A 22,506-nucleotide genomic window follows, 5' to 3' on the forward strand; every position below is an offset into this window, starting at 1 on the left:
CCTGGACGGCAAAAGGGGGAAGCGGCATGGCGCCGCCTCCCCCTTATCCATCACGAACCCCGTCCGCGCCTACGTGAGCTTCTCCAGCAGCAGCGGCGCCACCTTCTTCGGGTCGGCCTTGCCGCCGCTCTTCTTCATGACCTGCCCGGTGAAGAAGCCCATCAGCTTGGTCTCGCCGCCACGATAGCGCTCCACTTCATTGGGATTGGCCGCGAGCACCTCGTCCACCCACTGGCCGAGGGCATCGGCATCGCCGACCTGCAGGAGGCCCATCCGCTCGGCGATCGCGCGCGGGGCCTCGGTGCCGGCCCCGAGTTCGCCGAAGATCCGCTTGGCGGCCTGGTTGCTGACCGTGCCATCCTTGACCAGCGCCACCAGTTCGGCCAGCCGCTCGGGCGTGACGATGAACTGTCCCCCCTCGTTGTAGGCGCGGATGGCGTCGTTGATCACCCAGTTGGAGGCGGTCTTGGGCTCCACGCCCCGCGCCACCACCGCCTCGAAGTAGTCGGCCACCGGCCGCTCGGCCGCGAGGACGCCGGCATCGTACGGCGGCAGGCCATGCAGCGCCATGAAGCGCTCGCGCTTGGCCTCGGGGAGCTCCGGCAGCGCGGCGTGCTGCCGCTCCACCCAGAGGTGGCTCAGCACCAGCGGCGGCAGGTCAGGGTCGGGGAAGTAGCGGTAGTCGTGGCTCTCTTCCTTGGACCGCATGGGGCGGACCTCGCCCGTGCCGGCGTTGAAGAGCATGGTGACCTGCTCCACCTGCCCGCCCGACTCCACCAGCGCGATCTGGCGGTCGCGTTCCACCTGCAGCGCCCGCTCTACGTTGGCAAAGCTGTTCATGTTCTTCACCTCGGTCTTGGTGCCGAGGCGGGTGTCGCCGGCCTTCCGGATGGAGATGTTGGCATCCACCCGGAGCGAGCCTTCCTCCATGTTGCAGTCGCTGATCTCGCAGTACAGCAGGACCTGCTTGAGCGTGGTGAGGTAGGCCCGCGCCTCGCCGGGGCTCCGCATGTCGGGCTCGCTCACGATCTCGGCCAGCGGGGTACCCGCGCGGTTGAGGTCCACGGCGGTGCGGCCGGGCAGCCGGTCGTGCAGTGACTTGCCGGCGTCCTCCTCCACGTGCAGCCGGGTGATGCCCAGCCGCAGCCGCCCGCGCTCGGGCGATTCGATGACCAGTGCGCCGCCGGTGGCGAGGGGCTGGTCGAACTGCGAGATCTGGTATCCCTTGGGGAGGTCGGGATAGAAGTAGTTCTTCCGGGCAAAGACGCTGGTCGGGTGCACCGTGCAGCCGAGCGCCAGCGCGGCCCGCGTGGCCAGCCGGATGGCGTGCTCGTTGGGCACCGGGAGGGCGCCGGGCAGGCCCAGGCAGACCGGGCACACCTGAGTGTTGGGCGCGGCGCCGAAGCGGTTGGTGCAGCCGCAGAACATCTTGGTCCGGGTGAGGAGCTGCACGTGCACCTCGAGCCCGATGACGGTTTCCCAGGTCATCAGCGCACCTCCCGCCGGGCGTCAAGGTTGGCCTCGAGCGCCCCGGCCACGGCGAGCATGCGGCCCTCCGCGAACATCGGCGCCACCAGCTGGGCCCCGATGGGCAGCCCCTCCGCGCGTCCGATGGGGAGGCTGAGCGCGGGGAGCGCGGCCAGGTTGATCGAGCAGGTGAAGATGTCGGCCAGGTACATCGCCACCGGGTCCTCGGTCTTGTCGCCCGCCTTGAACGCCGGCGTCGGGGTGGTCGGGGTGAGCAGGAAGTCGACCCCGCCGTCGAAGACCCGGCGGAAGTCATCGGCCAGCAGCGCCCGCACCTGCTGCGCCTTCCGGTAGTAGGCGTCGTAGTAGCCGGAGGAGAGCACGTAGGTGCCGATCAGGATGCGCCGCCGCACCTCGGCGCCGAAGCCCGTGCCGCGGGTGGCGCGATACAGCGCGCGGACGTCGCCCTCGGGCCCCACGTGCCGCGGGCCGTAGCGGACGCCGTCGAACCGGGCCAGGTTGGCCGCCGCCTCGGCGGGGGCCACGATGTAGTAGGTCGGCACGGCGTACCTGGTGTGCGGCAGCGAGACTTCCTTGATGGTGCCGCCGAGCTGCTGGATCAGGCGCGCGGTGTGGTCGAGGCCCGCGCGCACCGCGCCGTCGAGGTCGGGCGGGAAGTACTCCCGCGGCATCCCGAAGGTGACGCCGGTGAGGTCCCGGCGGGCGGCCTCGAGGACCGGCGCCGGCTCCACCGCGGTGGTGGCGTCGAAGCGGTCCTCCCCGCTGATCACGGCGAGCACCCGCGCTGCGTCGTCGACCGTCTGGCCGAAGACGCTGACCTGGTCCAGCGACGAGCCGAACGCCACGAGGCCGTACCGGCTGACGCGGCCGTAGGTGGGCTTGACGCCCACGATGCCGCAGAAGCTCGCCGGCTGGCGCACCGATCCGCCGGTCTCGGAGCCGAGCGCCGCCGGGACCACGCCGGCGGCCACCAGCGCCGCCGAGCCGCCCGAGGAGCCGCCCGGGACGCGGCTGGGATCGAGCGGATGGCGCACCCGCCCCCACGCCGAGTGCTCGGTGGAGGAGCCCATGGCGAACTCGTCGAGGTTGGTCTTGGAGGCGATCATCGCCCCCGCCGCCCGGAGCTTCCGCACCACGGTGGCGTCGAAGGGCGAGACGTAGCCCTCGAGGATCCGCGAGGCGCAGGTGGTGGGCTGGTCGGTGGTGACGATGTTGTCCTTGATGGCCACCGGCACGCCCGCCAGCGGCAGGGCGCGACGCACCGCGGCCGGGATCGCGTCGATCCGGGCGGCCTCGTGGTCGAGCACCTCCTGTGACCAGTGCAGGGTGGCGTTGAGGGGGGCGGCCCGCGTCAGCCGCTTGCCCACCTCGCGGGCCACCGAGGCGGCGCTGGTGCGGTCCTCCCCCACCGAGCGCGCGATGAAGTCGACGCCGCTCATTCCGCCCCCTCCATCGCCCCGAGCCGGGGCACCGCGAAGAGGCCCTGGGGGAACTCCGGCGCGATGGCCGCCGGCGGATGCACCAGCCGGTCGGAGGCCGGCTCGTCGGCCCGCAGGCGGACCGCCGCCGGCCCGGCCACGAACGGCGGCGCTTCCTCGCCGGCCGGGACCTCGTTCAGCTGGGCCACGAAGTCCACGATGCGGCTCATCTGGTCCACCAGCCGCGGCAGGTCGGCCTCGGCCACCTCGAGTTCCGCGAGCCGCGCCACGTGCAGCACATCCTCACGACGAATGCTCATGCGCTCTCCCATTCCCGTTCGAGCCCGGCGTAGGCCACCAGCAGCTGCTTCACGCCATGCTCCTCGTCATCGAACTTCACGGACACCTTGAGGTCCCGCCCCGTGCCGGTCAGGCCCTGGATGGTCCCACTGCCGAAACGCCGGTGCCGCACCCGCTCGCCCTTCACGTACCGGGGGGCATCCTGCGACACCTCGGGTTCTTCGGCCGCGGGCCGGCCCGGCGACAGGTCCTCATCGAAGAACGCGTCGCGCCGTCCCGGGCCACCGCCCGCGGGGGCCCCAGGGCGCCGGGGCGTGGCGCCGGCGCTCCAGCTCGGCGCCCACATGGAGCTGGTCCGCTTCTCCTCGACCACGCCTGGCGGCAGCGCGGTCAGGAACCGGGAGGGCCGCCCAGGCATCAGCTGCCCACCCCGCCGCCGGGCCCGGGCCCAGCTCACGTACAGCTTGTCCTTGGCGCGCGTGATACCAACGTAGCAGAGCCGGCGCTCTTCTTCGAGCCCGTTCTCCTGCTCCTCGGCCCGGGCCAGGGGGAAGAGCCCGTCCTCGAGGCCGGACAGCACCACCACCGGCCATTCCAGCCCCTTGGCGGTGTGCAGGGTCATGAGGGTGACGCCCTCGTTGGGCCCCTGGATGCTGTCGTGGGAGGAGAGCAGCGCCGCCTCGGAGAGGAACCGTTCCAGCGGGGTGGTGGGATCGTCCTCGGCCGGCTCGATCACCTCCGACCACTCGGCGGCGCTGGCCACCAGTTCGCGCACGTTCTCCCAGCGATCCATCCCCTCGGGCCCTTCGGCCAGGAGCACCTGCTCGTAGTTGATGGCCGTGATCACCTGCTCCAGCACCTGCGCCGGCGACCAGGTGGCCGTGGTCTCGCGCAGCCCGGTGATCAACTCGGCAAAGCCGCCGAGCGCCCCGCGGACGTTGGGGCGCAGCCCCTGCACCATCTCCGCCGCGCCGGCGGCGGAGAGGAGCGGCTTCTCCCAGCGCACGGCGGCTTCCGCCAGCACCGCGAGGCTCGACTCGCCGAGCCCCCGCCGCGGCACCGCGATGGCCCGCAGGAAGGCCTCGTCGTCGGCGGGATTGGCGATCAGCCGGAGGTAGGCCAGCAGGTCCTTCACCTCCCGCCGGTCATAAAAGCTGATGGCACCGATGATCCGGTACGGGATGCCGGCGCGCCGGAACGATTCCTCCAGCGCGCGCGACTGGGAATTGGTGCGGTACAGCACGGCCATCTCGGGATAGGCCCAGTCGCCCTTGCCGGCGCGGGTGCGCAGCTCGGAGACGATCCACTCCGCCTCGTCGCGCTCATCGGCCGCCGCCACCACGGTGACCTTCTCCCCGCCCTTCCGCCGGGTGCGCAGGGTCTTGCCGATGCGCCCCTTGTTCTCCTCGATGACGGCATTGGCGGCGTCGAGCACCACCTGGGTGGAGCGGTAGTTGTCCTCCAGCCGCACCACCCGGCTGCCGCTGAAGTCGGTGAGGAACGACTGCATGTTGCGCACGTCGGCGCCGCGCCAGCCGTAGATCGACTGGTCGTCGTCGCCCACCGCGCAGACGTTGCCGTGGGCACCCAGCAGCCGCACCAGCTGGTATTGCGCGGAGTTGGTGTCCTGGAACTCGTCCACCAGCAGGAAGGCGAAGCGCTCCTGGTAGTACCGCAGCCGGTCGGGCCGCTCCCGGAAGAGGGTGAGCGGGTGCAGCATCAGGTCATCGAAGTCCATCGCGTTCTGCGCCTTGAGCGCGGCCCCGAGGGCGCGATAGACGTCGGCGGCCACCTGCGCCGGCCGGTCGAAGGGCGAGGCGGCGAGGTCGTCCGGGGAGGTCATCCGGTTCTTGGCCGCCGAGATGAGCCCCTGGATGAGCTTGGGCGGGAACAGCTTGGACGAGTGCCCCCGCTGCTCCATCAACCGCTTGATGAGCGAGAGGCGGTCATCCTCGTCGTAGATGGTGAACTGGCGGGTGAAGCCGAGAGCCTCGGCCTCGCGCCGGAGCAGCCGCGCCGACAGGGAGTGGAAGGTGCCGATCCACAGGCCGGAAGGATCCTGGCCCAGCTGGCGGCCCACCCGCTCCTTCATCTCGCCGGCGGCCTTGTTGGTGAAGGTCACCGCGAAGATCCGCGTGGGCGCCACGCCCGCCTGGTCGATCAGCCGCGCGATGCGCATGGTGAGCACCCGGGTCTTGCCCGAGCCGGCGCCCGCCACCACCAGCAGCGGGCCATGCACGTGCTCCACCGCCTCCCGCTGCGGCGGATTCAGGCCCTCGAGGCCGATCAGGGGGGCACGGTCAGGCGTCATGCATGGGGATCCGGATCAGGAAGGTCGCACCGGGCTCGCTCGATTCGAGGAGCAATTCGCCGCCGTGGGAGTCCTCCACGACGCGTCGCGCCAGGGCGAGCCCGATGCCCCATCCGCTCGACTTGGTGGTGATGCCGGGCTCGAAGATGCGCCGGCGCAGGTCGCCCGGGATACCGGGTCCGTCGTCCATCACCCGCAGGGCCGCGGCATCGGCCTCCTGGTCCACCCGCAGCGTGATCGTCCCCTCCCGGCCGCTGAGGGCGTCGATGGCGTTCTTGACCAGCGACTCCAGCGCCCACTCGAGCAGGATCGGGTCGCCGAGCACCACCGGCCCCGACTCCGGCGCGTCGACCACCATCTCGATCCGGTTGGCGCGACTCGGCAGGCGGGGCCGGAAGTACCCGGCCACCTTGCGGGCGAGCTGGCCGGCGTCGATCGGGTCGCGCCGCGTCTTGTGGCCGATCCGCTCAAAGCGCTGCGCCACCCGCTCCAGCCGCTCCGCGTCGGCCTCGAGGTGCTCGGCCAGCCGCGGGGGCGGCGTGGCGCGGGACCGGAGCTGCTCGATCCACCCCTGCAGGCTCATGAGCGGGGTGCCCATCTGGTGCGCCGCCTCGCGCGCCATGGCCACCCAGAGCCGGTCGCGCTGGGCCGTCATCGCGTTCCGGTAGGCCGCGAGCCCCACGCCCACGATGGTGACGAGGATGAACGCCTGCAGGATGGAGAGCGCCGTGAGCTGCCGCTTGGTGGGCACCGGCCCGTAGTGCAGCGTCCCGAGGGACGGTTCGGTGATCGGGGGGTTCTCGCGATCGAGCTCGGCGGCGAAGAGCCGCACCCGCGGGTCGTCGGGCGCGGCGTCGAAGGGGAGATTGGCGGCGGCGGTCACCCGGCCGGCGGTGTCGGTCACCACGAGCGGGATGCCCACCCGCCGCACCTGTTCCCCCAGGCGCAGCAGCGCGTCCACCGCCGCGCCCTCTCGCGGGTCATTCAGCCCGGCGAACACCCCTGCGTAGAGCCGACTGATCGCCGTGGCATCGCTCTGGAAGTGCGCCACCACGATCCACCCCGAACCCGCCGAGAGCCCCAGCAGGAGCAGCACCAGCAGCACCACCAGCGCCGGCGCGAACCGGCGCAGGCCCCGCCTACGCACGCGCCACGAGCCGGTCGGTGCCAAGGTACGGTACCAGGACCGGCGGGATCACCACCGACCCATCCGCCTGCTGGTTGTTCTCCAGGAGGGCGATGATCGTCCGCGGGAAGGCGACTCCCGAGGCATTCAGCGTGTGCACGAACTCGGGCTTGGCCCCCGGTTCCCGGCGGAAGCGGATGCCCGCCCGCCGCGCCTGGAAGTCCGTGAAGCTGCTGGCGCTCGAGGCCTCGAGCCAGGTGCCCACGCCGGCGGCCCAGACCTCAAGGTCAAAGGTGCAGGCGCTCGCGAAGCCGGTGTCACCGGCCGCCAGCGCGAGCCGCCGGTACGGGATGCCCAGCCGCTCCAGCGCCGTCTCCGCGTGGCGGGTCATCTTCTCGTGCTCGGCCGGGCTGTCCTCGGGGCGGCAGAACCGGACCAGCTCCACCTTGTCGAACTGGTGCACCCGGATCAGCCCGCGGGTGTCCTTTCCCGCCGCGCCGGCCTCACGCCGGAAGCAGGGCGTGTACGCGCAGTACCCCCGCGGCAGGTCGGCGCCCTCGAGGATCTCGTCCCGGTGGATGTTGGTGACCGGAACCTCGGCGGTGGGGATCAGGAACAGCTCGTCGGCGGTGACCGTGTACAGCTCCTCCGCGAACTTGGGGAGCTGGCCGGTCCCGGTCATCGAGGCCCGGTTCACCAGGAAGGGCGGCGCGATCTCGGTGTAGCCGTGCTCGGTGGTGTGGAGATCGAGCAGGAAGTTCTTGAGCGCCCGCACCAGCCGGGCGCCCGGGCCGGTGAAGAGCGGGAAGCCCGAGCCGCTGAGCTTGGCGCCGCGCGGCAGGTCGAACAGCCCGAGCGCCGCGCCGAGCTCCCAGTGGGGCTTCGGCGTGAAGGCAAACACCGGGTGCGACCCGACCTCCTTCACCACCGCATTCGCGCTGGCGTCGCCCTCCGGTACGGTGGGGAGCGGCAGGTTCGGCACCTGCATGATGAGCAGGTCGATCTCCGCCTCGATCTCGCGCACCCGCTGGTCGAGCGCCTTGACCTCCTCGCCCGACACCTTCAGCTGTTCGAGCAGCGCGTCGGCGGGCTCCTTGGCCCGCTTGCGGCGCGCCACCTCCTCGGAGGCGGCGTTCCGCTCGGCCTTGAGCGCCTCGACCCGGGTCAGGGCGTCGCGGCGGTGGCGATCGAGGATGGTGAGGCGGTCGAGCAGGGCGTCGAGGGCGGGATCCAGCCGGCGGGCCACCTGGGCGCGGACCGCCGCGGCATCCGCACGGAGCAGCTTGATGTCGATCACGGCCGGTCAGTCCTTCGGGATGCCGAGGCCCAGGTCGCGGTAGGCGCAGTTCTGGTTGCCGAGCACGCGCAGCTGCAGCGTGCCGGCCAGGGTGTCGAGGTCCAGGATTTCGAGCTTGCCGTAGAGCGGCACGCCGTACGAGGAGCAGGTGTTGACACCGGTCCGGAGGAAGTAGCGCTCTCCCTCGGTGATCACGATGGTGTCGGCGGTGATGTACCCGTTGCGGGCCCCCCGCTTCATGCCGTCGAAGGTGAGCGTGGTCGGCTTGAGCCCGGGCTTGAGCGAGCTGGCACTGGCGAGCCCCATGACGTCCAGCGGCAGCAGCACGGCGCGGCCGGCGGGGTCGAAGGTGAAGGCGAACTCGAAGTTGGTCCCGACGTCCCAGGTGCGGACCCCGCTGCGGGCGTTGAGCGAGTAGGCGGAGGGCTTGGTCAGCGGCCCGCCGTCGAGCGCCCACAGCGTGAGCGTGTCGACCTCGTTGGTGAGGCTGGCCTTGGGGATGGCATTGGGATCGCTGCAGGCGGCGACGAGCGTAAAGCCCGCCACGCCGAGCCAGAAACGGGCGCGTGTCATGGGGGGATTCTAGGGGGGCGGCAAAACGTGGTCAACCCGCAGTCATTCCTTGACTTCGCCCTACTCGCCCCCCTACAATCCCGAATCTCGTCCCCCTTCGATTCCGGAGAGCGCCTCATGTCCGGCCTGCGCGACGTCGTCCAGGGCCTCGCGGCCCGTCCCGACGTGGATGCCGTGGTGGTGCTGAGCAGCGACGGCTTGCCAATCGATTCGGCCGGCCGCGAGGCGGTGGATGTCGAGGCGGTGGCGGCGCTTGCAGCCACCTTCGCCAACGGCGCCCGGCGCCTGGGCCAGGCGGCGGAGTGTGACGGCTTCACCAGCGGGGTCCTCGAGTTCGATGGCCGCCTGGCCATCCTCCGCCCCCTCGGCCAGGAAGGCCACCTGTTCCTGCTCGGCGCCCGCGGCACCAACATCGGGGCGCTCCTCTACGAGCTCCGGCAGCGGGCGCCGGACCTCGCCGTCATCCTCTGACCCCACCCGACTGACATGCGCTGGGCCGTCATCCTGGCGGGTGGCTCCGGCAGCCGCTTCTGGCCGCTGAGCACCCCTACCACGCCGAAGCAGCTACTGCCCCTGGCTGGTGAGCTCTCCACCGCCGAGCAGGCGGTCCTGCGGCTCGATGGGCTGATCCCCCGCGAGCGCATCCTCGTGGTCACCGGACCCGCCCTCGCGCCCCGCATGGAAGCCGTCCTCCGGCTGCCGCCCGAGAACATCCTGGTCGAGCCGCGGGCCGCCTCGACCGGGCCGGCCCTCGTCTGGGCCAGCTTCGAGGCCCGCCGCCGCGACCCGGCCGCGGAGGTGCTCTCCCTCCATGCCGACTGGAGCATCCGGGAGGACGCCGCCTTCCGGCACACCGCTACCCAGGCGCTCGACACCGCCGTCCGCCACCACCGGCTGGTCACCGTCGGCATCCTTCCCTCCCGCCCGGACACGGGCTTCGGCTATATCGTCTCCGGCCCGCCACTGGACGACGTGGCCCGCACGGTGTCGCGCTTCGCCGAGAAGCCGAGCGCGGCCACGGCCCTCGACCTGATGGCCAGCGGCGCCCTGTGGAACAGCGGGCTGTTCGCCTGGACCGCCGACGACCTGCTGACGGAGGTGGCGCGCCACACCCCGGAGATCGGACCCCACCTGCCCCGCCTCGCGGCCGGCGACGTGGCCGGCTTCTTTGCCGCGGTCACGTCGGTCTCGATCGATGTCGGGGTGCTGGAGCGGAGCGCCGCCGTGGCGGTGGTGCCGGGCCGCTTCACCTGGGACGACGTCGGCACCTGGGATGCCCTGGCCCGGGTCCGCCGGCGCGACGCGCGGGGCAACGTGACCCATGGGCCGGTGCAGCTCTTCGACTGCGACGACTGCGTGGTCTGGGCCACCGGTGACCCGATCGTGCTGAGCGGGCTCAAGGACCTGGTGGTGGTGCACGCCAACGGGCGCCTCCTGGTGCTGCCGCGCCACCAGGCGGCCGGCCTCAAGACCATCCTCGACCAGCTGCCCCCCGAGGTCCGCGACCTCCCGTGAACCTCTACCTCCTTGAACCGGCGCAGCCTGGGGCGGTCTGGGCCCCCTTCGGCGGCGTCCGCCCCCTGGCCGAGCTCCGGGCCGGCGTCTGGAAGGTGCGGGAACGGTGGGAGGCAGCGCTGGACCTCGATACCGCCGCCATCCTCGGCGACCACGTGGCGGGATTCCACGAACTCGACGAGCCCGCGGTGCGCGAGGCCGGCCCCGTGGACGGGCCCGCGCTGGTGGCCGCCGCCTGGTTCGCGCCCACCGGGGAACCGATCGTGCTGGCGCCGGACACCCGGCGCCTCACGCATGGTGGACAGACGGTGGCGTGGGTGGTGCCCGCGGGAGCGCGCTGGACCGGCCCCGGCGACGCGGGCCCCGCGCTCCCAATCGAGGGGCTGCTGCTGCGGGGCAGCTGGGACCTGGTCACCGCGCTCGAGCGTTTCCTCCCCGCCGACTGCCTCGGCTTTGCCGCCGGCGCGTCGGATCCGGTCCCGACGGCGAGCATCGTCCTCGGCGACCCCGCGCTGGTCTTCTGCCGCGGCGCCCGGGTGGAGCCCGGGGTGGTGTTCGACACCCGGGGCGGCGCAATCGTGCTGGAGGCCGGCGTGGAGGTGCGCCACGGCGCCCGGCTGGAGGGCCCGCTGTACGCCGGGGAGCGGTCCCGATTGCTGGGCGGACACCTGCGGGCCTCCGTCTTCGGGCCGCGCTCCAGCGTGAAGGGCGAGGTCAGCAACACCGTGTTCCTGGGCTACGCCAACAAGAGCCACGACGGCTTCGTGGGCCACAGCGTCCTGGGGCACTGGGTGAACCTGGGCGCGCTCACCACCACCTCGAACCTCAAGAACACCTACGGGACGGTCCAGCTGGTCTCGGGGGGCGCGCGGCTGGAGACCGGCCGCCAGTTCCTCGGGACCCTGTTCGGTGACCACGCCAAGACCGCGATCGGCACCATGCTCGGCACCGGGACCATCGTCGGGGCCGGCGCCAACGTCTTCGGCGACGCCCCGCCGCCCAAGGAGCTCCCCGCGATGGCGTGGGGCAGCGCCGGCTCCGACCGCATGACCGAGGAGGGGTTCCTCAAGGTGGCGGAGCGGGTGCTCCCCCGGCGTGAGGTGGACTGGACCCCGGAGCGGAAGGCCGCCCTCGAGCGGATGTACCGCCGCGTCACCGGTCGGTGACCACCCTCCACGTCCTCGGGTCGGGCTCCTCGGGCAACGCCCTGGCCATCCAGAGCCAGGACGAGATCCTCCTGATCGATGCCGGGTTCAGCGCCCGGGAGATGGAACGCCGCGCGGCGCTCGCCGGGCTCGACCTGCGCCGCGCCATCGGCCTGGTCCTGACCCACGAACACGGCGACCACACCACCGGCGCCGCCCGGCTCTGCCAGAAGCTCCGCATCCCGATCCTCACCGCCCCCGGCACCTGGGACCGGCTCCGTCCCCGGATGCCCACCGTTCCGTTCGTGCCGCTGGCGCTGCTTGGCGCCACCGAGCTGGGCGGGTTCACCATCACCGCATGCGCCACGAGCCACGATGCGGCGGAGCCGGTGGCGGTCTCGGTGCGCACCGCCCACGGGCACCGCGTGGCGGTGGCCTACGACCTGGGCCGCCCCACCACCGCCGTCCGCTACCTGCTGCGGGAGGCGCACGCCATCGTGCTCGAGGCCAACCACGATGAGGTGCTGCTGCGCACCAGCAGCTACCCCCCCGTGGTGCAGGAACGGATCGCCGGGTCGGGGGGGCACCTCTCCAACCGGGCGGCGGCGGAGCTGCTGGCCGACGTGGCGCACGCGGGCCTCGAGGCGGTGGTGCTGGCCCACCTGAGCGAGCGCTGCAACACCGCCGACCACGCCCGGGCCGAGGTGCTGCCGGCGCTCGCGGGCCATGCCACGGCGCTGCACGTGGCACGGCAGGATGGCCCGCTTGACGCGATCGTGATCTCCGCCCCGCCCCGCTTCCTGTAAGCAGCGCGGGGCGAGTCCCGGAAGGACCCGCCCCGCGCCGCGGCATGCTCCAGGCCCCGCTATGGAACGGTGTCAGGATCGGGAGGGACCGCCACCCCCTCGGGACGCGGGGTCGGCGCTCCCACCCGCGTGAGGGTCACCGGCTTGGCGAGGTCCCCACCGGACAACGTAAGGCGGGTCCGGTCCACCTTGAGCTTGTAGGTGACCCACTCGCCGCCGAGCGCGATCATGACGCTGTCCGCCTTGAGCCGCCAGCGCACCGTCTCCTTGCCCCAGCTGGCGCTCGAGTCCGCGCGCACGATCACCTCGCGCGGGGCATCCTGCCGGTTCTGGTCCTTGAGCTCGGCCTGCCAGGTCCCGACGATCGGGGCGTCTTTCTGCGCGGCCAGCGACGAGGCACCCGCGACGGCGCAGGCCAGCAGCAGGAACAGGTGTTTCCGCACGATGTCTCCTCCAGAGGACACTTCCGGGCCGATTGCCCGGCTCCGGACCCTTCAGGGCAGGAACCGCGCCAATCTAACCTGTGAGCCCGGTCACCTAAACCGGACGCCCCGGACCGTGGAGGTCCGGGGCGCCGGGACTGCAGGATCGGGGGGCGCCGGCACGGGGCCGGCGCCCGGTGCCGACTAGTACATCCCGCCCATGCCGCCGCCACCCGGAGCTGCCGGGGCCGGCTTCTCTTCCTTCCGCTCCACGACCACGCACTCGGTGGTGAGCAGCAGGCCGGCGATCGAGGCGGCGTTCTGCAGCGCCGTCCGGGTCACCTTGGTCGGGTCGATGACGCCCGCCTTCACCAGGTCCTCGTAGGTGTCGGTGGCGGCGTTGTACCCGAAGGTCTTGTCCTTGGACTCCCGCACCTTGGCCACGATGATGGAGCCTTCGGCGCCCGCGTTCTGGGCGATCATGCGGATGGGCTCCTCGAGGGCGCGGCGCACGATGTCCACGCCGATCTTCTCGTCCTCGGTGCCCTTGACCTTCTCCAGCACCGACTGGGCGCGCAGCAGGGCCACGCCGCCGCCGGGCACGATGCCTTCCTCGACCGCGGCGCGGGTCGCGTGCAGCGCGTCCTCGACCCGGGCCTTCTTCTCCTTCATCTCGGTCTCGGTCGCGGCGCCCACGTGGATCACCGCCACGCCACCGGAGAGCTTGGCCAGCCGCTCCTGCAGCTTCTCGCGGTCGTAGTCGCTGGTGCTCTTGTCGATGGCGACCTTGATCTCGGCGATGCGGCCCTGGATGTCGTCATCCTTGCCCTTGCCGTCGACCACGGTGGTGTTGTCCTTGTCCACCACGATCCGCTTGGCGCGGCCCAGGTCGGCGAGGACGGCGTTCTCGAGCTTGAAGCCGACTTCCTCGGAGATCACCTTGCCGCCGGTGAGCTTGGCGATGTCGACCAGCATCTCCTTGCGGCGGTCCCCGAAGCCCGGCGCCTTGACGGCGCAGACCTTGAGCGTGCCGCGGAGCTTGTTCACCACCAGGGTGGCGAGGGCCTCGCCCTCGACGTCCTCGGCGATGATCAGGAGGGGCTTGCCGGTCTGGGCGATCTTCTCGAGGACCGGGAGCAGCTCCTTCATGGCGCTGATCTTCTTGTCGTGGATCAGGATGTACCCGTCCTCGAGCACCGCCTCCATCTTCTCGGGATCGGTGACGAAGTACGGCGAGAGGTAGCCGCGGTCGAACTGCATGCCGTCCACGGTCTCCAGGGTGGTCTCGAGGCCCTTGGCCTCCTCGACCGTGATCACGCCGTCCTTGCCGACCTTTTCCATGGCGTCGGCGATCAGCTTGCCGATCTCATGGTCGTTGTTGGCGGAGATGGTGCCGACCTGGGCGATCTCCTTCTTGCCGGCCGACGGGGTCGAGATCCGCTTCAGCTCGTCGATGATCGCCTCGACCGCGCGGTCGATGCCCCGCTTGAGCTCCATCGGGTTGGCGCCGGCGGTGACGTTCTTGAGGCCCTCGCGATAGATCGCCTGGGCCAGCACGGTCGCGGTGGTGGTGCCGTCGCCGGCGAGGTCGGAGGTCTTGGTGGCCACCTCCTTCACCATCTGCGCGCCCATGTTTTCGATCGGGTCCGCGAGCTCGATCTCCTTGGCCACCGTGACGCCGTCCTTGGTGACGGTCGGGGAGCCGAACTTCTTGTCGATGACGACGTTCCGGCCCTTGGGGCCGAGCGTCACCTTCACCGCGTCGGCGAGGGCGTCCACGCCCTTCTTGAGGCGGGCACGGGCCTCGCTATTGAACAGCAGTTCCTTTGCAGCCATGGCAATGCTCTCCTGTCAGAAGCCCGACCGGCTCAGCCGATCTTGGCGAGGATGTCCGACGCCTTCACGATGACGACCTCTTCGCCGTCGACCGTGATATTGGTGCCGCTGTACTTCCCGTAGAGGACCTTGTCCCCGACCTTCACGTCCATCGGGACCCGGTCGCCCTTCTCGACCCGGCCCGGCCCGACCGCCACCACCTCACCCTGGGTCGGCTTTTCCTTCGCGGTGTCGGGGATGTACAGCCCGCCCCGCATCGATTCGCCTTCGTCATCCGGCCAGATCACCACACGATCCTCAAGGGGCTGGATCTTGAGCTTCGGCTTGGCCTTCGTGGTCGCCATCGGTCCTCCCACGTCGGTATGTAAACTGTTGAACAGCAATTAATTAGCAGTTCGCTAGCGAGACTGCCAGCGAATGGAAGCAAAGATAAGCCGCGACTAGCACTTGTCAACTCCGAGTGCCAGCTCGGCCGCCCATACCGGAACCTCCTCCAGGCGGCCTCACCGCATACCCGAAGCCCATGGCCGGGAACCGGACCGGCCATGACAGCGTTCCCAGGCAGTCCTAGATTGCCCGCATCCAATGCCCGGCACGCCAGGCCCGAGGCAGTACCACACCGAGAATGCGCCGATGCTCTCCTTCCTGCTGCTGACTGCGCTGGGGAGGCCCCTCCCTCCCCGGCCCGCCGTGGATCCGACGGTCACCGTCACCGTCGATTCCTCCCGCCACGAGTTCACCATTCGCGCCGGCCCGTTCCACCTGCCCGACATGGGCGCCATGGACCATCACGCGATGGACCTGGGGGCGGCCCACAGCACGCCGGTATTCCACTTTGCCTGGCCGGTGGAGGGGTGGTTCCGCGGCTTCCGGACCGCCGTGGTGGGCGGCGGCGGCCAGGCCCTGCCCCGGCGGCTGATGCACCACATGGTCGTGATCAACTACGGTCGCCGGCAGGTGCTCTACCCGGCGGCCGAGCGGCTCTTCGGCGCCGGACAGGAGACCGAGGACGCCCGGCTGCCCGCCACGATTGGCGTGCCGATGACGCCGGGCATGGACCTCGGCTTCTACATCGCCTGGCACAACGACACTGGTGCCGACCTCGACGGCGTGTACCTCGCCATGACGATCGAGTACCTCCCCCGCAACCAGAACCCGCGGCCCCTGGACGTCTTCCCCCTCTACATGGACGTGGACCTGCGGGTGGGCGGCAGTAACACGTTCGACCTGCCACCGGGGCGTTCGGAGCGGGCCTACGAATTCACCCTCCCCGTGGGGGGCCGGATCATCGGCTACGGGGGGCACCTGCACGACTACGGCCGGACAGTGCGCCTGCAGGACGTGGCCTCCGGCCGGGTGCTGGCGCAGGTGAGGGCCGATGCCGACCGGGCGGGCCGGGTCCGCGGGGTGAGCCGAGGCTTGCCCGGGGTGCGAGGGGCCGGGGTGCGGCTCAGGGCGGGATCCCGGTACCGCGTGGTGGGCGTGTACGACAACCCCACCGGGACCCTGCTGGTCAACGGCGGCATGGCCCACCTCGCCGCGCTCTTCGCCCCGGACGACGTGCGTGCCCTGCCCCGGATCGACGACCGCGATCCTGACTACCAGCGCGACCTGGCCTCGCTCGAGATCATGGGCATGGGGATGAGGACCGGCGCCGGCGATGGGCACGATCACGCGGGGATGGAGCCGCAGCAGACGCCATGAGGGGGGCGTGACATGAGGTGGGGCACCGGTCGGGACGACCGCTGCCCCGCGTCCCGTGCCCGCCCCGTCAGGCTCAACCGATGATGCGGCGCGCCCCGATCCAGCGCCGGAACCACCACCGTCCGGAGACATCGTCCGGGCCGAGCACGCTCAGCTGGACCCCGCCCCGGGCGCTGTGGATGAACCGGCCATTGCCCACGTAGAGCCCCACGTGGGTGATGCGGGTACCCCGGTTGGCAAAGGTCAGGACGTCGCCGGGGCGCAGGCTCTCGAGGCTGCGGGGGACCTCGGTGCCCTGTCGGGCCTGGTCGGTGCTGCGCCGCGGCAACGCGATCCCGTGGCGGCCGAAGGCGTACTGGATGAGCCCGGAGCAGTCGAAGCCTTCCTCGCCCTCGTCGCCCCAGCGGTAGGGCATGCCCATCACGTCCAGCGCGTCCTGCACCACCAGGCCGATCAACCGGCCGTGCTCCTCGGTCACACCGGCGCGGTCCAGGTCGGCCCGGACCACTTCCGGAGCGGGCGCCGCATCGGCGGCAGAGGTGGCAAGCGCGCTCGGGCCGGCGGCGGCCGGGGGCGAGGGTCGGCTCGATCCGCCACCCCGGCTGCGGCGGTCCAGCCCGAGCCGGACGCCGAGTTCCATGCCGTCGTAGCGGCCGTTGACCTCGCGGTACCGGCCCTCGGCCGCGAGGGAGAGCCCCCGCAGGGGGAAGACCTCGTAGCCAAGGCCCGTGGACCAGCTGCCCCAGAGCTCCTGGTCACCCCGGGTGGCGAGGCCACCCTCGACCCCGCCGACCACGTAGACGCCCGCCGCGCCGCTCCGGAACAGGGTAAAGTCGACGCCGATCCCCCACAGGTTGCCCAACGGGGCGCGGCCATCGACGACGGTGGCGTGCAGCGCGGCGCCGAGCGGCCCGGTAAGCCGCCCGGCGGTGCCCAGGCGGTAGCTGTTCGCCGCCGGGTCCGTGAACAGGTGGCCGATCTGGAACCCCGGCCCCTGGGCGGCGGCCGGCGTGGCGCCGAGCAGCAGCAGCGCCAGTGCGGCTCTCATCGGACGCGCACCGGCTGGCCGGTCCGGAGGTTCACCTGGTAGAGGTTTCCGGGGCGGCAACGCAGCCAGATGGCCGCTTCGATGGTGGAATCGTTCACCAGGCGGGGGGCGCTGCCGGTGTAGAGCAGCGGGATGTTGATCTTCCGGTCGCCATCCCGGATCTGCATGGTCCGCTCGACGCAGACCGTCCCGGCGGAGTCCGCGGCCGGCCGGCTCCCGACGAACCAGATCTCCTGGCCCCCAGGGGTGCGCAGGGCCAGGGAATCACTGCTTCCGGAGGAGACCATGCCCTCCTCCTCCGCCGGCTCGGCGTCGGCATCGGCCTGCCGCTCGGATCCGCCGCAGGCCATCAGGCCGACCAGCAGCAGGGACAGCGCGCGGGTGGTCATGGGCGAGGCTCCGTGGTCGAGGGTGGGGGGATCGGGGCGGGATCGGTGGCCACCACGTCCTCGAGGTCCGGGAGCCCCTCGCGGGTCACGTGGAGGGAGTGGCGGAGGCGGGGCGAGCGGCGCAGCAGTTCGATCCAGAACAGCAGGGCGATGACCGCCAGGACGAGTCCGGTGCCGAGGGCGGCGTACAGCGCGTGGCGCGGGCTAGCGAAACTGGCGTCCCGGGTGAGGACCAGCCACGCCCCCCAAAGCGAAGCTGCCCACGCCACCAGGGGCGTGAGCAGCCAGCCGACGATCCGGGCCAGGAAGATGAGCCAACGCATCCACTCCTACTTCCGTCGCGCCCCGAGGACCGAGATCGCGGTGGCGAGGGCGAATCCCGGGATGAATGCCACCCCGTAGGTCCCGACATTCCACCCCGCCCCGGGGACATGGAGCACCACGCCGGCGACCATGCACACCAGCGTGGCGACCAGCACGACCGCCATGCCGCCGACCAGGCTGGGCTGGTTGCCCTTGGCCACCTGCGTGGCCAGGACCCAGGCGCCGAGCCACGGGAGGTAGGTGCCCGCCATCCACCAGACCGGATGGTACCACCAGTTGCTGCCGCCGCCGATCTCGAGCCACCGGTTGGTGTACAGGCCGAAGGGCTGGAAGAGGGCCACGTCGAACACCATGAAGACGATCGTCGCGGCGAGGCCGATCCCGGCCGCCCCGGCGATGCCCTCGATGGTGGTGGCGCGCGTCCAGAGTCCCGGCAGGAAGGCCACCGCGGCGATCGCGGCCGTCAGCAGCACCGCAAGCAGGGCGATCTCCGCCATGCCGTCGAGGTACTTGGAGACCGAGCCGATGACCAGGACCGCCACCGATTCGAGGATGCCCAGCTTGACGGCCGCCCGCAGGACGTAGGGCAGCTCGGTATGGTCGGCCCCAGCATGGGCGTGGACCGCGGCACTCATGATCGCTCCGGAAGGCTGAATGTAGGACGCCGGAAGTATAAGGGCGCCCCGCGCGGTTGACCACCGCCCCCGTTCACCACTGTGCCCCCAGGTGGCCGGCGGCGATGCGGAGGCCGTGGAGGGTGAGGTCCGGGTCGACCAGCTCGATGCTGCGGGTGAGCGGCACGATGGTGGTGGCCAGCCCGCCGGTGGCCACGACCCGGGGCCGCGTGGGCGTCGGCCATTCGGCGATGATGCGGGCCACCAGGCCGTCCACCGCGTCGGCGGCCCCGAGCAGCACGCCGGCCCGGATGCACTCCTCGGTGCGCCGCCCGATCACCCGCTCCGGGGGCCGCAATTCGGTGGCCGGCAGCTTGGCGGCGCGGCGGGTGAGGTGGTCGGCCGAGGTCCGCAGGCCCGGCATGATGACCCCGCCGATGAAGCGGCCATCGGCGGTGATGCAGTCGAAGGTCGTGGCCGTCCCGAAGTCCACCACGACCGTATCGCACCGATAGCGCTCCACGGCGGCGAGCGTGTTGATGATCCGGTCGGCGCCGACGCTGAGCGGCTCGTCCACATCGAGCCGGATGGGCAGCGGCGAGGTGGCATCCACGACGGTGACCCGCGCGCCCGTCAGGTTCCGGACGGCTTCGAGGAGACTCTGGGTGACCCCCGGCGCCACCGACCCGATGACCGCCGCGCGGACCTCGTTCGGGGAGTGACCCGCGTGCAGGAGGAAGGCCCCGAGCGAGGTGCCCCATTCATCCGGGGTCCGGTCGGGATTGGTGGTGAGCCGCCAGTGCCCGGCGAGCGCCTCGCCCTGGAACAGGCCGACCGTGATCTCGGTGTTGCCGACGTCCAGTGTGAGGAGCATGGTTGAACAAGGTAGCGTAAGGGTGGGCCGGCTCAAGTCGGGTGTCCTCGGGCACCTGCCCGGGGCGCGTGGTGTCGAGGGTTACGGACGGATCGCGCCGCCCTGGGACGGCCCGGGGGCTCCCGCATCCAGCGCCACCGTGCCGGCACGCACCAACTCCGTGGCGCCATCGTCGGTGGTGACCCGGAGCGCACCATCGGCGGAGAGCCCGGCGGCCCGCCCCGCCACCGGCGCCGCCAGCCGCCGCCCCGCGAGCCAGTCGCGCGCGGCCCAGTCGGCGAGCTCTGCCGGACGCAGCGGGCCTCCCTGCCCTCCGGCGTGGCGGATGGCGCCGAGGAGTCGCTCCTGCAGGCCTCCCGGGGTCGCGTCGGGCGCCACGGCGGCCAACGCGATGGCCACCGGCGCGAGGTCCTCCGGGATGGGGTTGCAGACGTTCAGCCCGAGGCCCACTGCGACCCACCCCGGCACCCCGCCCTGCCAGCGTGCCTCACACAGGATGCCGCCCAGCTTCCGGTCCATCAGCATGAGGTCATTGGGCCACTTGAGCGCCAGCCGCGTGCCCGGGCAGGCGGCCTCGAGCGCGCCGCCCACCGCGAGGCCCACCCGGAGGCTGAGCACGTCGAGGGCGCCATCGGCGGGCGGGCGGCAGAGGACACTCAGCCACAGGCCCCCCGCCGGCGAGGCCCAGGTGCGCCCCCGGCGCCCGCGTCCGCCGGTCTGCGCCTGGGCCACCACGGCGCTGCCGGTCGCCGCCCCGGCCGCGGCCATCTCGTGCAGGACGTCCTGGGTGGAGGCCGTCTCGTCGAGCTGGCACACCGTGGGCCCGTCCATGGCTCAGGCGCCGAGGCCGCGCTGGCCGGCGAGCCAGAGGAGGAAGGCCCCGAAGGCGATCCGGTACCAGGCGAAGGGCACGAAGCTGTGGTGCGCCACGTAACGCAGCAGCGCCTTGACCACCACGAACGCCGACAGGAACGCCACCACGAAGCCCGCCGCGAAGACCGGCACGTCGGCCGCCACCAGCAGGTCGAGGCTCTTGAGCAGGTCGTACCCCGCGGCGGCGGCGAGGACCGGCACCGCGAGGAAGAACGAGAACTCGGTTGCCGCGGTGCGGGAGAGGCCGAGCAGGTACCCTCCCATGATCGTGGCCCCGGACCGGGAGACGCCGGGCACCAGGGCGAGCATCTGCGCCAGGCCGATGGCGAAGGCCGTGGACGGGGCGATCGTCGCGGCATCGGTGACCGTCGGGACGGGGCGGCGGCGCTCGATCAGGAGCATCACCACCCCGCCGCCGATGAATCCCCACGCCACCACCGTCGGCGTGAACAGGTGCTCCTTGATCCAGCCGTGGATGAGGAACCCGACCACCGCCGCCGGCAGGAATCCCAGCAGCAGGTTGGTGAGGAAGCGCCGGCTGTCGGGTTCATGGAGCGCGTGGCGCGCCACCCCCAGGAACCGGTCGCGGTAGATCCACACGATGGCCAGGATGGCGCCCAGCTGGATGAAGATCTCGAAGGTCTTGGCGCGGGGCCCGGTGAACTGCAGCCAGTCGGCCGCGACGATCAGGTGCCCGGTGCTCGAGATCGGCAGGAACTCGGTGATACCCTCGACCAGCCCGAGGACGGAGGCGTCGAAGAACTCGCCCGGGGTCACGCCATGGCCCGGGCGTAGACCGCCTCGTACATCGGGACGATCCGGTCGGCCGAGAAGCGGTTGGCCTGCGCGATCGCGGCCTCCCGCATCGCGGCGTACCGTCCCGGGTCCTGCAGCAGCTCCACGGCCCGGCGCCCCATGGCCTCCACGGAGCCGGGCAGTTCCAGCAGCCCCGACACCCCGTCCTCGATCACTTCGGGGAGCCCGCCGACCCGGCTGCCCACCGCGGGCGCGCCACAGGCCATGGCCTCGAGCGCCGCGAGCCCGAACGACTCCGACTGACTCGGCAGCAGGAAGAGGTCGCTCGCCTGGAGGATGCTCGCCACCCGGTCGAGCCGCCCGAGGAACCGCACGCTCTCCGCGACGCCCAGCTGCTCCGCTTCCCGCTCGGCGTCGCCGCGCTCGGGGCCGTCACCGATCATCACCAGGGTGGCCGGCATGGCCTTCCGGATGCGGGCGAAGATCCGGACCACGTCCTTGACCCGCTTGACCTCACGGAAGTTCGAAATGTGGGTGACGACCCGGTTCCCCGCCGGCGCGAGCGCCTCCCGCCGCGCGTCCGGGTCGGGGCGGTACTCCTCGAGGTTCACGAAGTTGGGGATGACCTCGACGTTGCAGCTGACGCAGCCGAAGGTGCGGTAGGTCTCATCGCGCAGGAAGTTGGAGACCGCCGTCACCTCGTCCGACTTCTCGATCGAGAACTTGGTGATCTGGTAGAAGCTCGCCTCCTGCCCCACCAGGGTGATGTCGGTGCCGTGCAGCGTGGTGATGACCCGGACCTTGCGCTCGCCGGCCAGCATCTCGCGCGCCAGCCAGGCGGTGGTGGCGTGGGGGATGGCGTAGTGCACGTGCAGGATGTCGAGTTCTTCCCGCCGGGCCACCTCGTACTGCTTGGACGCGAGGGCCAGGGTGTACGGGAAGTGGTCGAACAGCGGGTAGTGCGAGATGGCCGTGTCCACCTCGTGGAATACCACCCGCTCCGCGAAGCCCCGCAGGCGGAAGGGGGACGCGTAGGAGATGAAGTGCACCTCGTGCCCGCGCCGCGCGAGGGCCAGGCCCAGTTCGGTGGCGAGGGCCCCCGATCCGCCGTAGGTGGGATAGCAGGTGATGCCGATGCGCATGACGGATCCGGTTACGGGGTGCCGGGAGCGGGTTCGAGGAGGGCCACCACCTGCGCGTGCGCCTTGTCGCGCGCCAGCGACCTCGGCGTCGCCCCGGAATAGCTGGCGCGGTCCGGCCGTGCGCCCGCCGCGAGGAGGGCCCGCACCACCTCGACGTGGCCCTTCTCCGCCGCGCCATGCAGGGGCGTCCACTGGCCGCTCTGCTCGGCGTTCGGGTCGGCGCCGGCGCCGAGCAGCAGGGTCACGACCGCCGCGTGACCCGCAGTCGCGGCCGCGTGCAGCGGCTGGTTGCGCAGCGGGTCCATGGAGAGCGCGGCCGGGTCCGCCCCGATGGAGAGGAGGTAGCGCGCCGCCTCCAGATGCCCGAAGTAGGCCGCGTAGTGGAGCGGCGTGCAGCCGGCCTGGTCGGGCATGGTGGAGAAGTCACGATTGTGGTCGAGCAGCTCGCGGAGGCGGGCGACATCGCCCGTCTGCGCGGCGCTGGCGAGTTCGGCGCGGAGGTCCATGGCGGCAGAAGCTAATGCTGGCGGGCGCCCGCCGCACCG

Annotated in this window: 24 protein-coding genes; 5 read left to right on the forward strand and 19 right to left on the reverse strand. The window is 71.7% G+C overall.

Going from position 1 to position 22,506, the window contains the following annotated elements; genetic code table 11:
* Nucleotides 1–69: 69 nt before the first annotated feature.
* From gatB to IPJ95_12240, 7 genes are read right to left on the reverse strand one after another with little or no spacing between them, the layout of a single operon-like run.
* Nucleotides 70–1,488, reverse strand: coding sequence for an Asp-tRNA(Asn)/Glu-tRNA(Gln) amidotransferase subunit GatB (gene gatB, locus IPJ95_12210; GenBank protein MBK7924371.1), 1,419 nt, complete (start codon nucleotides 1,486–1,488; stop codon nucleotides 70–72).
* Nucleotides 1,488–2,927, reverse strand: coding sequence for an Asp-tRNA(Asn)/Glu-tRNA(Gln) amidotransferase subunit GatA (gatA, locus tag IPJ95_12215; protein ID MBK7924372.1), 1,440 nt, complete (start codon nucleotides 2,925–2,927; stop codon nucleotides 1,488–1,490). Before gatA ends, gatB begins: the two co-directional genes overlap by 1 nt.
* Nucleotides 2,924–3,226 (reverse strand): aspartyl/glutamyl-tRNA amidotransferase subunit C, encoded by a 303-nt coding sequence (locus IPJ95_12220; protein MBK7924373.1) that lies wholly within the window; start codon nucleotides 3,224–3,226, stop codon nucleotides 2,924–2,926. Before IPJ95_12220 ends, gatA begins: the two co-directional genes overlap by 4 nt.
* Nucleotides 3,223–5,517: a UvrD-helicase domain-containing protein gene (locus IPJ95_12225; GenBank protein ID MBK7924374.1), complete on the reverse strand. Its 2,295-nt coding sequence runs from the start codon at nucleotides 5,515–5,517 to the stop codon at nucleotides 3,223–3,225. The genes IPJ95_12220 and IPJ95_12225 overlap by 4 nt, the downstream gene beginning before the upstream one ends.
* On the reverse strand, nucleotides 5,507–6,664 hold the full coding sequence (locus IPJ95_12230; protein MBK7924375.1) for a HAMP domain-containing histidine kinase: 1,158 nt from the start codon (nucleotides 6,662–6,664) through the stop codon (nucleotides 5,507–5,509). The genes IPJ95_12225 and IPJ95_12230 overlap by 11 nt, the downstream gene beginning before the upstream one ends.
* Nucleotides 6,657–7,940: a serine--tRNA ligase gene (serS, locus tag IPJ95_12235; protein ID MBK7924376.1), complete on the reverse strand. Its 1,284-nt coding sequence runs from the start codon at nucleotides 7,938–7,940 to the stop codon at nucleotides 6,657–6,659. The genes IPJ95_12230 and serS overlap by 8 nt, the downstream gene beginning before the upstream one ends.
* A gap of 6 nt (nucleotides 7,941–7,946) precedes the next feature.
* Nucleotides 7,947–8,513: a hypothetical protein gene (locus tag IPJ95_12240; GenBank protein MBK7924377.1), complete on the reverse strand. Its 567-nt coding sequence runs from the start codon at nucleotides 8,511–8,513 to the stop codon at nucleotides 7,947–7,949.
* Between the two features lie 117 nt (nucleotides 8,514–8,630).
* Here IPJ95_12240 and IPJ95_12245 point away from each other — a divergent pair, with 117 nt between their 5' ends.
* From IPJ95_12245 to IPJ95_12260, 4 genes are read left to right on the forward strand one after another with little or no spacing between them, the layout of a single operon-like run.
* Complete coding sequence (locus tag IPJ95_12245) at nucleotides 8,631–8,984, forward strand: roadblock/LC7 domain-containing protein (protein ID MBK7924378.1); 354 nt, start codon at nucleotides 8,631–8,633, stop codon at nucleotides 8,982–8,984.
* A 15-nt stretch (nucleotides 8,985–8,999) separates the two neighbouring features.
* A complete protein-coding gene (locus tag IPJ95_12250; GenBank protein MBK7924379.1) occupies nucleotides 9,000–10,028 on the forward strand; it encodes a mannose-1-phosphate guanylyltransferase in 1,029 nt (342 codons plus the stop codon).
* Nucleotides 10,025–11,194 (forward strand): hypothetical protein, encoded by a 1,170-nt coding sequence (locus tag IPJ95_12255; GenBank protein MBK7924380.1) that lies wholly within the window; start codon nucleotides 10,025–10,027, stop codon nucleotides 11,192–11,194. The genes IPJ95_12250 and IPJ95_12255 overlap by 4 nt, the downstream gene beginning before the upstream one ends.
* On the forward strand, nucleotides 11,191–11,979 hold the full coding sequence (locus tag IPJ95_12260) for an MBL fold metallo-hydrolase (GenBank protein MBK7924381.1): 789 nt from the start codon (nucleotides 11,191–11,193) through the stop codon (nucleotides 11,977–11,979). Before IPJ95_12255 ends, IPJ95_12260 begins: the two co-directional genes overlap by 4 nt.
* A 59-nt stretch (nucleotides 11,980–12,038) precedes the next feature.
* Here the strand turns inward: IPJ95_12260 and IPJ95_12265 are convergent, their stop codons facing one another.
* The 3 genes from IPJ95_12265 to IPJ95_12275 form a co-directional block, all read right to left on the reverse strand.
* Nucleotides 12,039–12,422: a hypothetical protein gene (locus IPJ95_12265; GenBank protein MBK7924382.1), complete on the reverse strand. Its 384-nt coding sequence runs from the start codon at nucleotides 12,420–12,422 to the stop codon at nucleotides 12,039–12,041.
* A 183-nt stretch (nucleotides 12,423–12,605) separates the two neighbouring features.
* Entirely contained in the window at nucleotides 12,606–14,237 is a 1,632-nt protein-coding gene (groL, locus tag IPJ95_12270) for a chaperonin GroEL (GenBank protein ID MBK7924383.1), read from the reverse strand.
* Nucleotides 14,238–14,269: 32 nt separating this feature from the next.
* Nucleotides 14,270–14,581 (reverse strand): co-chaperone GroES, encoded by a 312-nt coding sequence (locus tag IPJ95_12275; GenBank protein ID MBK7924384.1) that lies wholly within the window; start codon nucleotides 14,579–14,581, stop codon nucleotides 14,270–14,272.
* A 289-nt stretch (nucleotides 14,582–14,870) separates the two neighbouring features.
* Here IPJ95_12275 and IPJ95_12280 point away from each other — a divergent pair, with 289 nt between their 5' ends.
* Nucleotides 14,871–15,941: a hypothetical protein gene (locus tag IPJ95_12280; GenBank protein ID MBK7924385.1), complete on the forward strand. Its 1,071-nt coding sequence runs from the start codon at nucleotides 14,871–14,873 to the stop codon at nucleotides 15,939–15,941.
* A gap of 73 nt (nucleotides 15,942–16,014) precedes the next feature.
* Here IPJ95_12280 and IPJ95_12285 read toward each other — a convergent pair whose 3' ends face one another.
* From IPJ95_12285 to IPJ95_12325, 9 genes are all read right to left on the reverse strand, one after another.
* Nucleotides 16,015–16,989: a C40 family peptidase gene (locus IPJ95_12285; GenBank protein ID MBK7924386.1), complete on the reverse strand. Its 975-nt coding sequence runs from the start codon at nucleotides 16,987–16,989 to the stop codon at nucleotides 16,015–16,017.
* Nucleotides 16,986–17,378, reverse strand: a complete 393-nt coding sequence (locus IPJ95_12290; GenBank protein MBK7924387.1) for a hypothetical protein — start codon at nucleotides 17,376–17,378, stop codon at nucleotides 16,986–16,988. Before IPJ95_12290 ends, IPJ95_12285 begins: the two co-directional genes overlap by 4 nt.
* Nucleotides 17,375–17,701 (reverse strand): hypothetical protein, encoded by a 327-nt coding sequence (locus IPJ95_12295; GenBank protein ID MBK7924388.1) that lies wholly within the window; start codon nucleotides 17,699–17,701, stop codon nucleotides 17,375–17,377. The genes IPJ95_12290 and IPJ95_12295 overlap by 4 nt, the downstream gene beginning before the upstream one ends.
* Before the next feature lie 6 nt (nucleotides 17,702–17,707).
* Nucleotides 17,708–18,337: a hypothetical protein gene (locus tag IPJ95_12300; protein ID MBK7924389.1), complete on the reverse strand. Its 630-nt coding sequence runs from the start codon at nucleotides 18,335–18,337 to the stop codon at nucleotides 17,708–17,710.
* Nucleotides 18,338–18,410: 73 nt separating this feature from the next.
* On the reverse strand, nucleotides 18,411–19,190 hold the full coding sequence (locus IPJ95_12305; protein MBK7924390.1) for a type III pantothenate kinase: 780 nt from the start codon (nucleotides 19,188–19,190) through the stop codon (nucleotides 18,411–18,413).
* Nucleotides 19,191–19,271: 81 nt separating this feature from the next.
* The gene (locus IPJ95_12310; protein ID MBK7924391.1) at nucleotides 19,272–20,021 is read right to left on the reverse strand and encodes a biotin--[acetyl-CoA-carboxylase] ligase; all 750 of its coding nucleotides are present in this window, start codon (nucleotides 20,019–20,021) and stop codon (nucleotides 19,272–19,274) included.
* A gap of 3 nt (nucleotides 20,022–20,024) precedes the next feature.
* Nucleotides 20,025–20,840 (reverse strand): undecaprenyl-diphosphate phosphatase, encoded by an 816-nt coding sequence (locus tag IPJ95_12315; protein MBK7924392.1) that lies wholly within the window; start codon nucleotides 20,838–20,840, stop codon nucleotides 20,025–20,027.
* The gene (bshA, locus tag IPJ95_12320; GenBank protein ID MBK7924393.1) at nucleotides 20,837–21,961 is read right to left on the reverse strand and encodes an N-acetyl-alpha-D-glucosaminyl L-malate synthase BshA; all 1,125 of its coding nucleotides are present in this window, start codon (nucleotides 21,959–21,961) and stop codon (nucleotides 20,837–20,839) included. The genes IPJ95_12315 and bshA overlap by 4 nt, the downstream gene beginning before the upstream one ends.
* An 11-nt stretch (nucleotides 21,962–21,972) precedes the next feature.
* Complete coding sequence (locus IPJ95_12325; protein ID MBK7924394.1) at nucleotides 21,973–22,467, reverse strand: ankyrin repeat domain-containing protein; 495 nt, start codon at nucleotides 22,465–22,467, stop codon at nucleotides 21,973–21,975.
* Nucleotides 22,468–22,506: the final 39 nt, after the last annotated feature.

This window comes from Gemmatimonadota bacterium (assembly GCA_016713785.1).
GTDB lineage: Bacteria > Gemmatimonadota > Gemmatimonadetes > Gemmatimonadales > GWC2-71-9 > JADJOM01.

Bases quoted from the DNA above. Each gene is read 5' to 3' on its own strand.
- IPJ95_12245 (MBK7924378.1), top strand. From the start codon at position 8,631: ATGTCCGGCCTGCGCGACGTCGTCCAGGGCCTCGCGGCCCGTCCCGAC.
- IPJ95_12280 (MBK7924385.1), top strand. From the start codon at position 14,871: ATGCTCTCCTTCCTGCTGCTGACTGCGCTGGGGAGGCCCCTCCCTCCC.
- IPJ95_12310 (MBK7924391.1), bottom strand. From the start codon at position 20,021: ATGGACGGGCCCACGGTGTGCCAGCTCGACGAGACGGCCTCCACCCAG.
- IPJ95_12220 (MBK7924373.1), bottom strand. From the start codon at position 3,226: ATGAGCATTCGTCGTGAGGATGTGCTGCACGTGGCGCGGCTCGCGGAA.
- IPJ95_12305 (MBK7924390.1), bottom strand. From the start codon at position 19,190: ATGCTCCTCACACTGGACGTCGGCAACACCGAGATCACGGTCGGCCTG.
- IPJ95_12300 (MBK7924389.1), bottom strand. From the start codon at position 18,337: ATGAGTGCCGCGGTCCACGCCCATGCTGGGGCCGACCATACCGAGCTG.
- IPJ95_12225 (MBK7924374.1), bottom strand. From the start codon at position 5,517: ATGACGCCTGACCGTGCCCCCCTGATCGGCCTCGAGGGCCTGAATCCG.
- IPJ95_12275 (MBK7924384.1), bottom strand. From the start codon at position 14,581: ATGGCGACCACGAAGGCCAAGCCGAAGCTCAAGATCCAGCCCCTTGAG.
- IPJ95_12250 (MBK7924379.1), top strand. From the start codon at position 9,000: ATGCGCTGGGCCGTCATCCTGGCGGGTGGCTCCGGCAGCCGCTTCTGG.
- groL (MBK7924383.1), bottom strand. From the start codon at position 14,237: ATGGCTGCAAAGGAACTGCTGTTCAATAGCGAGGCCCGTGCCCGCCTC.
- IPJ95_12325 (MBK7924394.1), bottom strand. From the start codon at position 22,467: ATGGACCTCCGCGCCGAACTCGCCAGCGCCGCGCAGACGGGCGATGTC.
- gatB (MBK7924371.1), bottom strand. From the start codon at position 1,488: ATGACCTGGGAAACCGTCATCGGGCTCGAGGTGCACGTGCAGCTCCTC.
- bshA (MBK7924393.1), bottom strand. From the start codon at position 21,961: ATGCGCATCGGCATCACCTGCTATCCCACCTACGGCGGATCGGGGGCC.
- IPJ95_12240 (MBK7924377.1), bottom strand. From the start codon at position 8,513: ATGACACGCGCCCGTTTCTGGCTCGGCGTGGCGGGCTTTACGCTCGTC.
- IPJ95_12285 (MBK7924386.1), bottom strand. From the start codon at position 16,989: ATGAGAGCCGCACTGGCGCTGCTGCTGCTCGGCGCCACGCCGGCCGCC.
- IPJ95_12290 (MBK7924387.1), bottom strand. From the start codon at position 17,378: ATGACCACCCGCGCGCTGTCCCTGCTGCTGGTCGGCCTGATGGCCTGC.
- gatA (MBK7924372.1), bottom strand. From the start codon at position 2,927: ATGAGCGGCGTCGACTTCATCGCGCGCTCGGTGGGGGAGGACCGCACC.
- IPJ95_12295 (MBK7924388.1), bottom strand. From the start codon at position 17,701: ATGCGTTGGCTCATCTTCCTGGCCCGGATCGTCGGCTGGCTGCTCACG.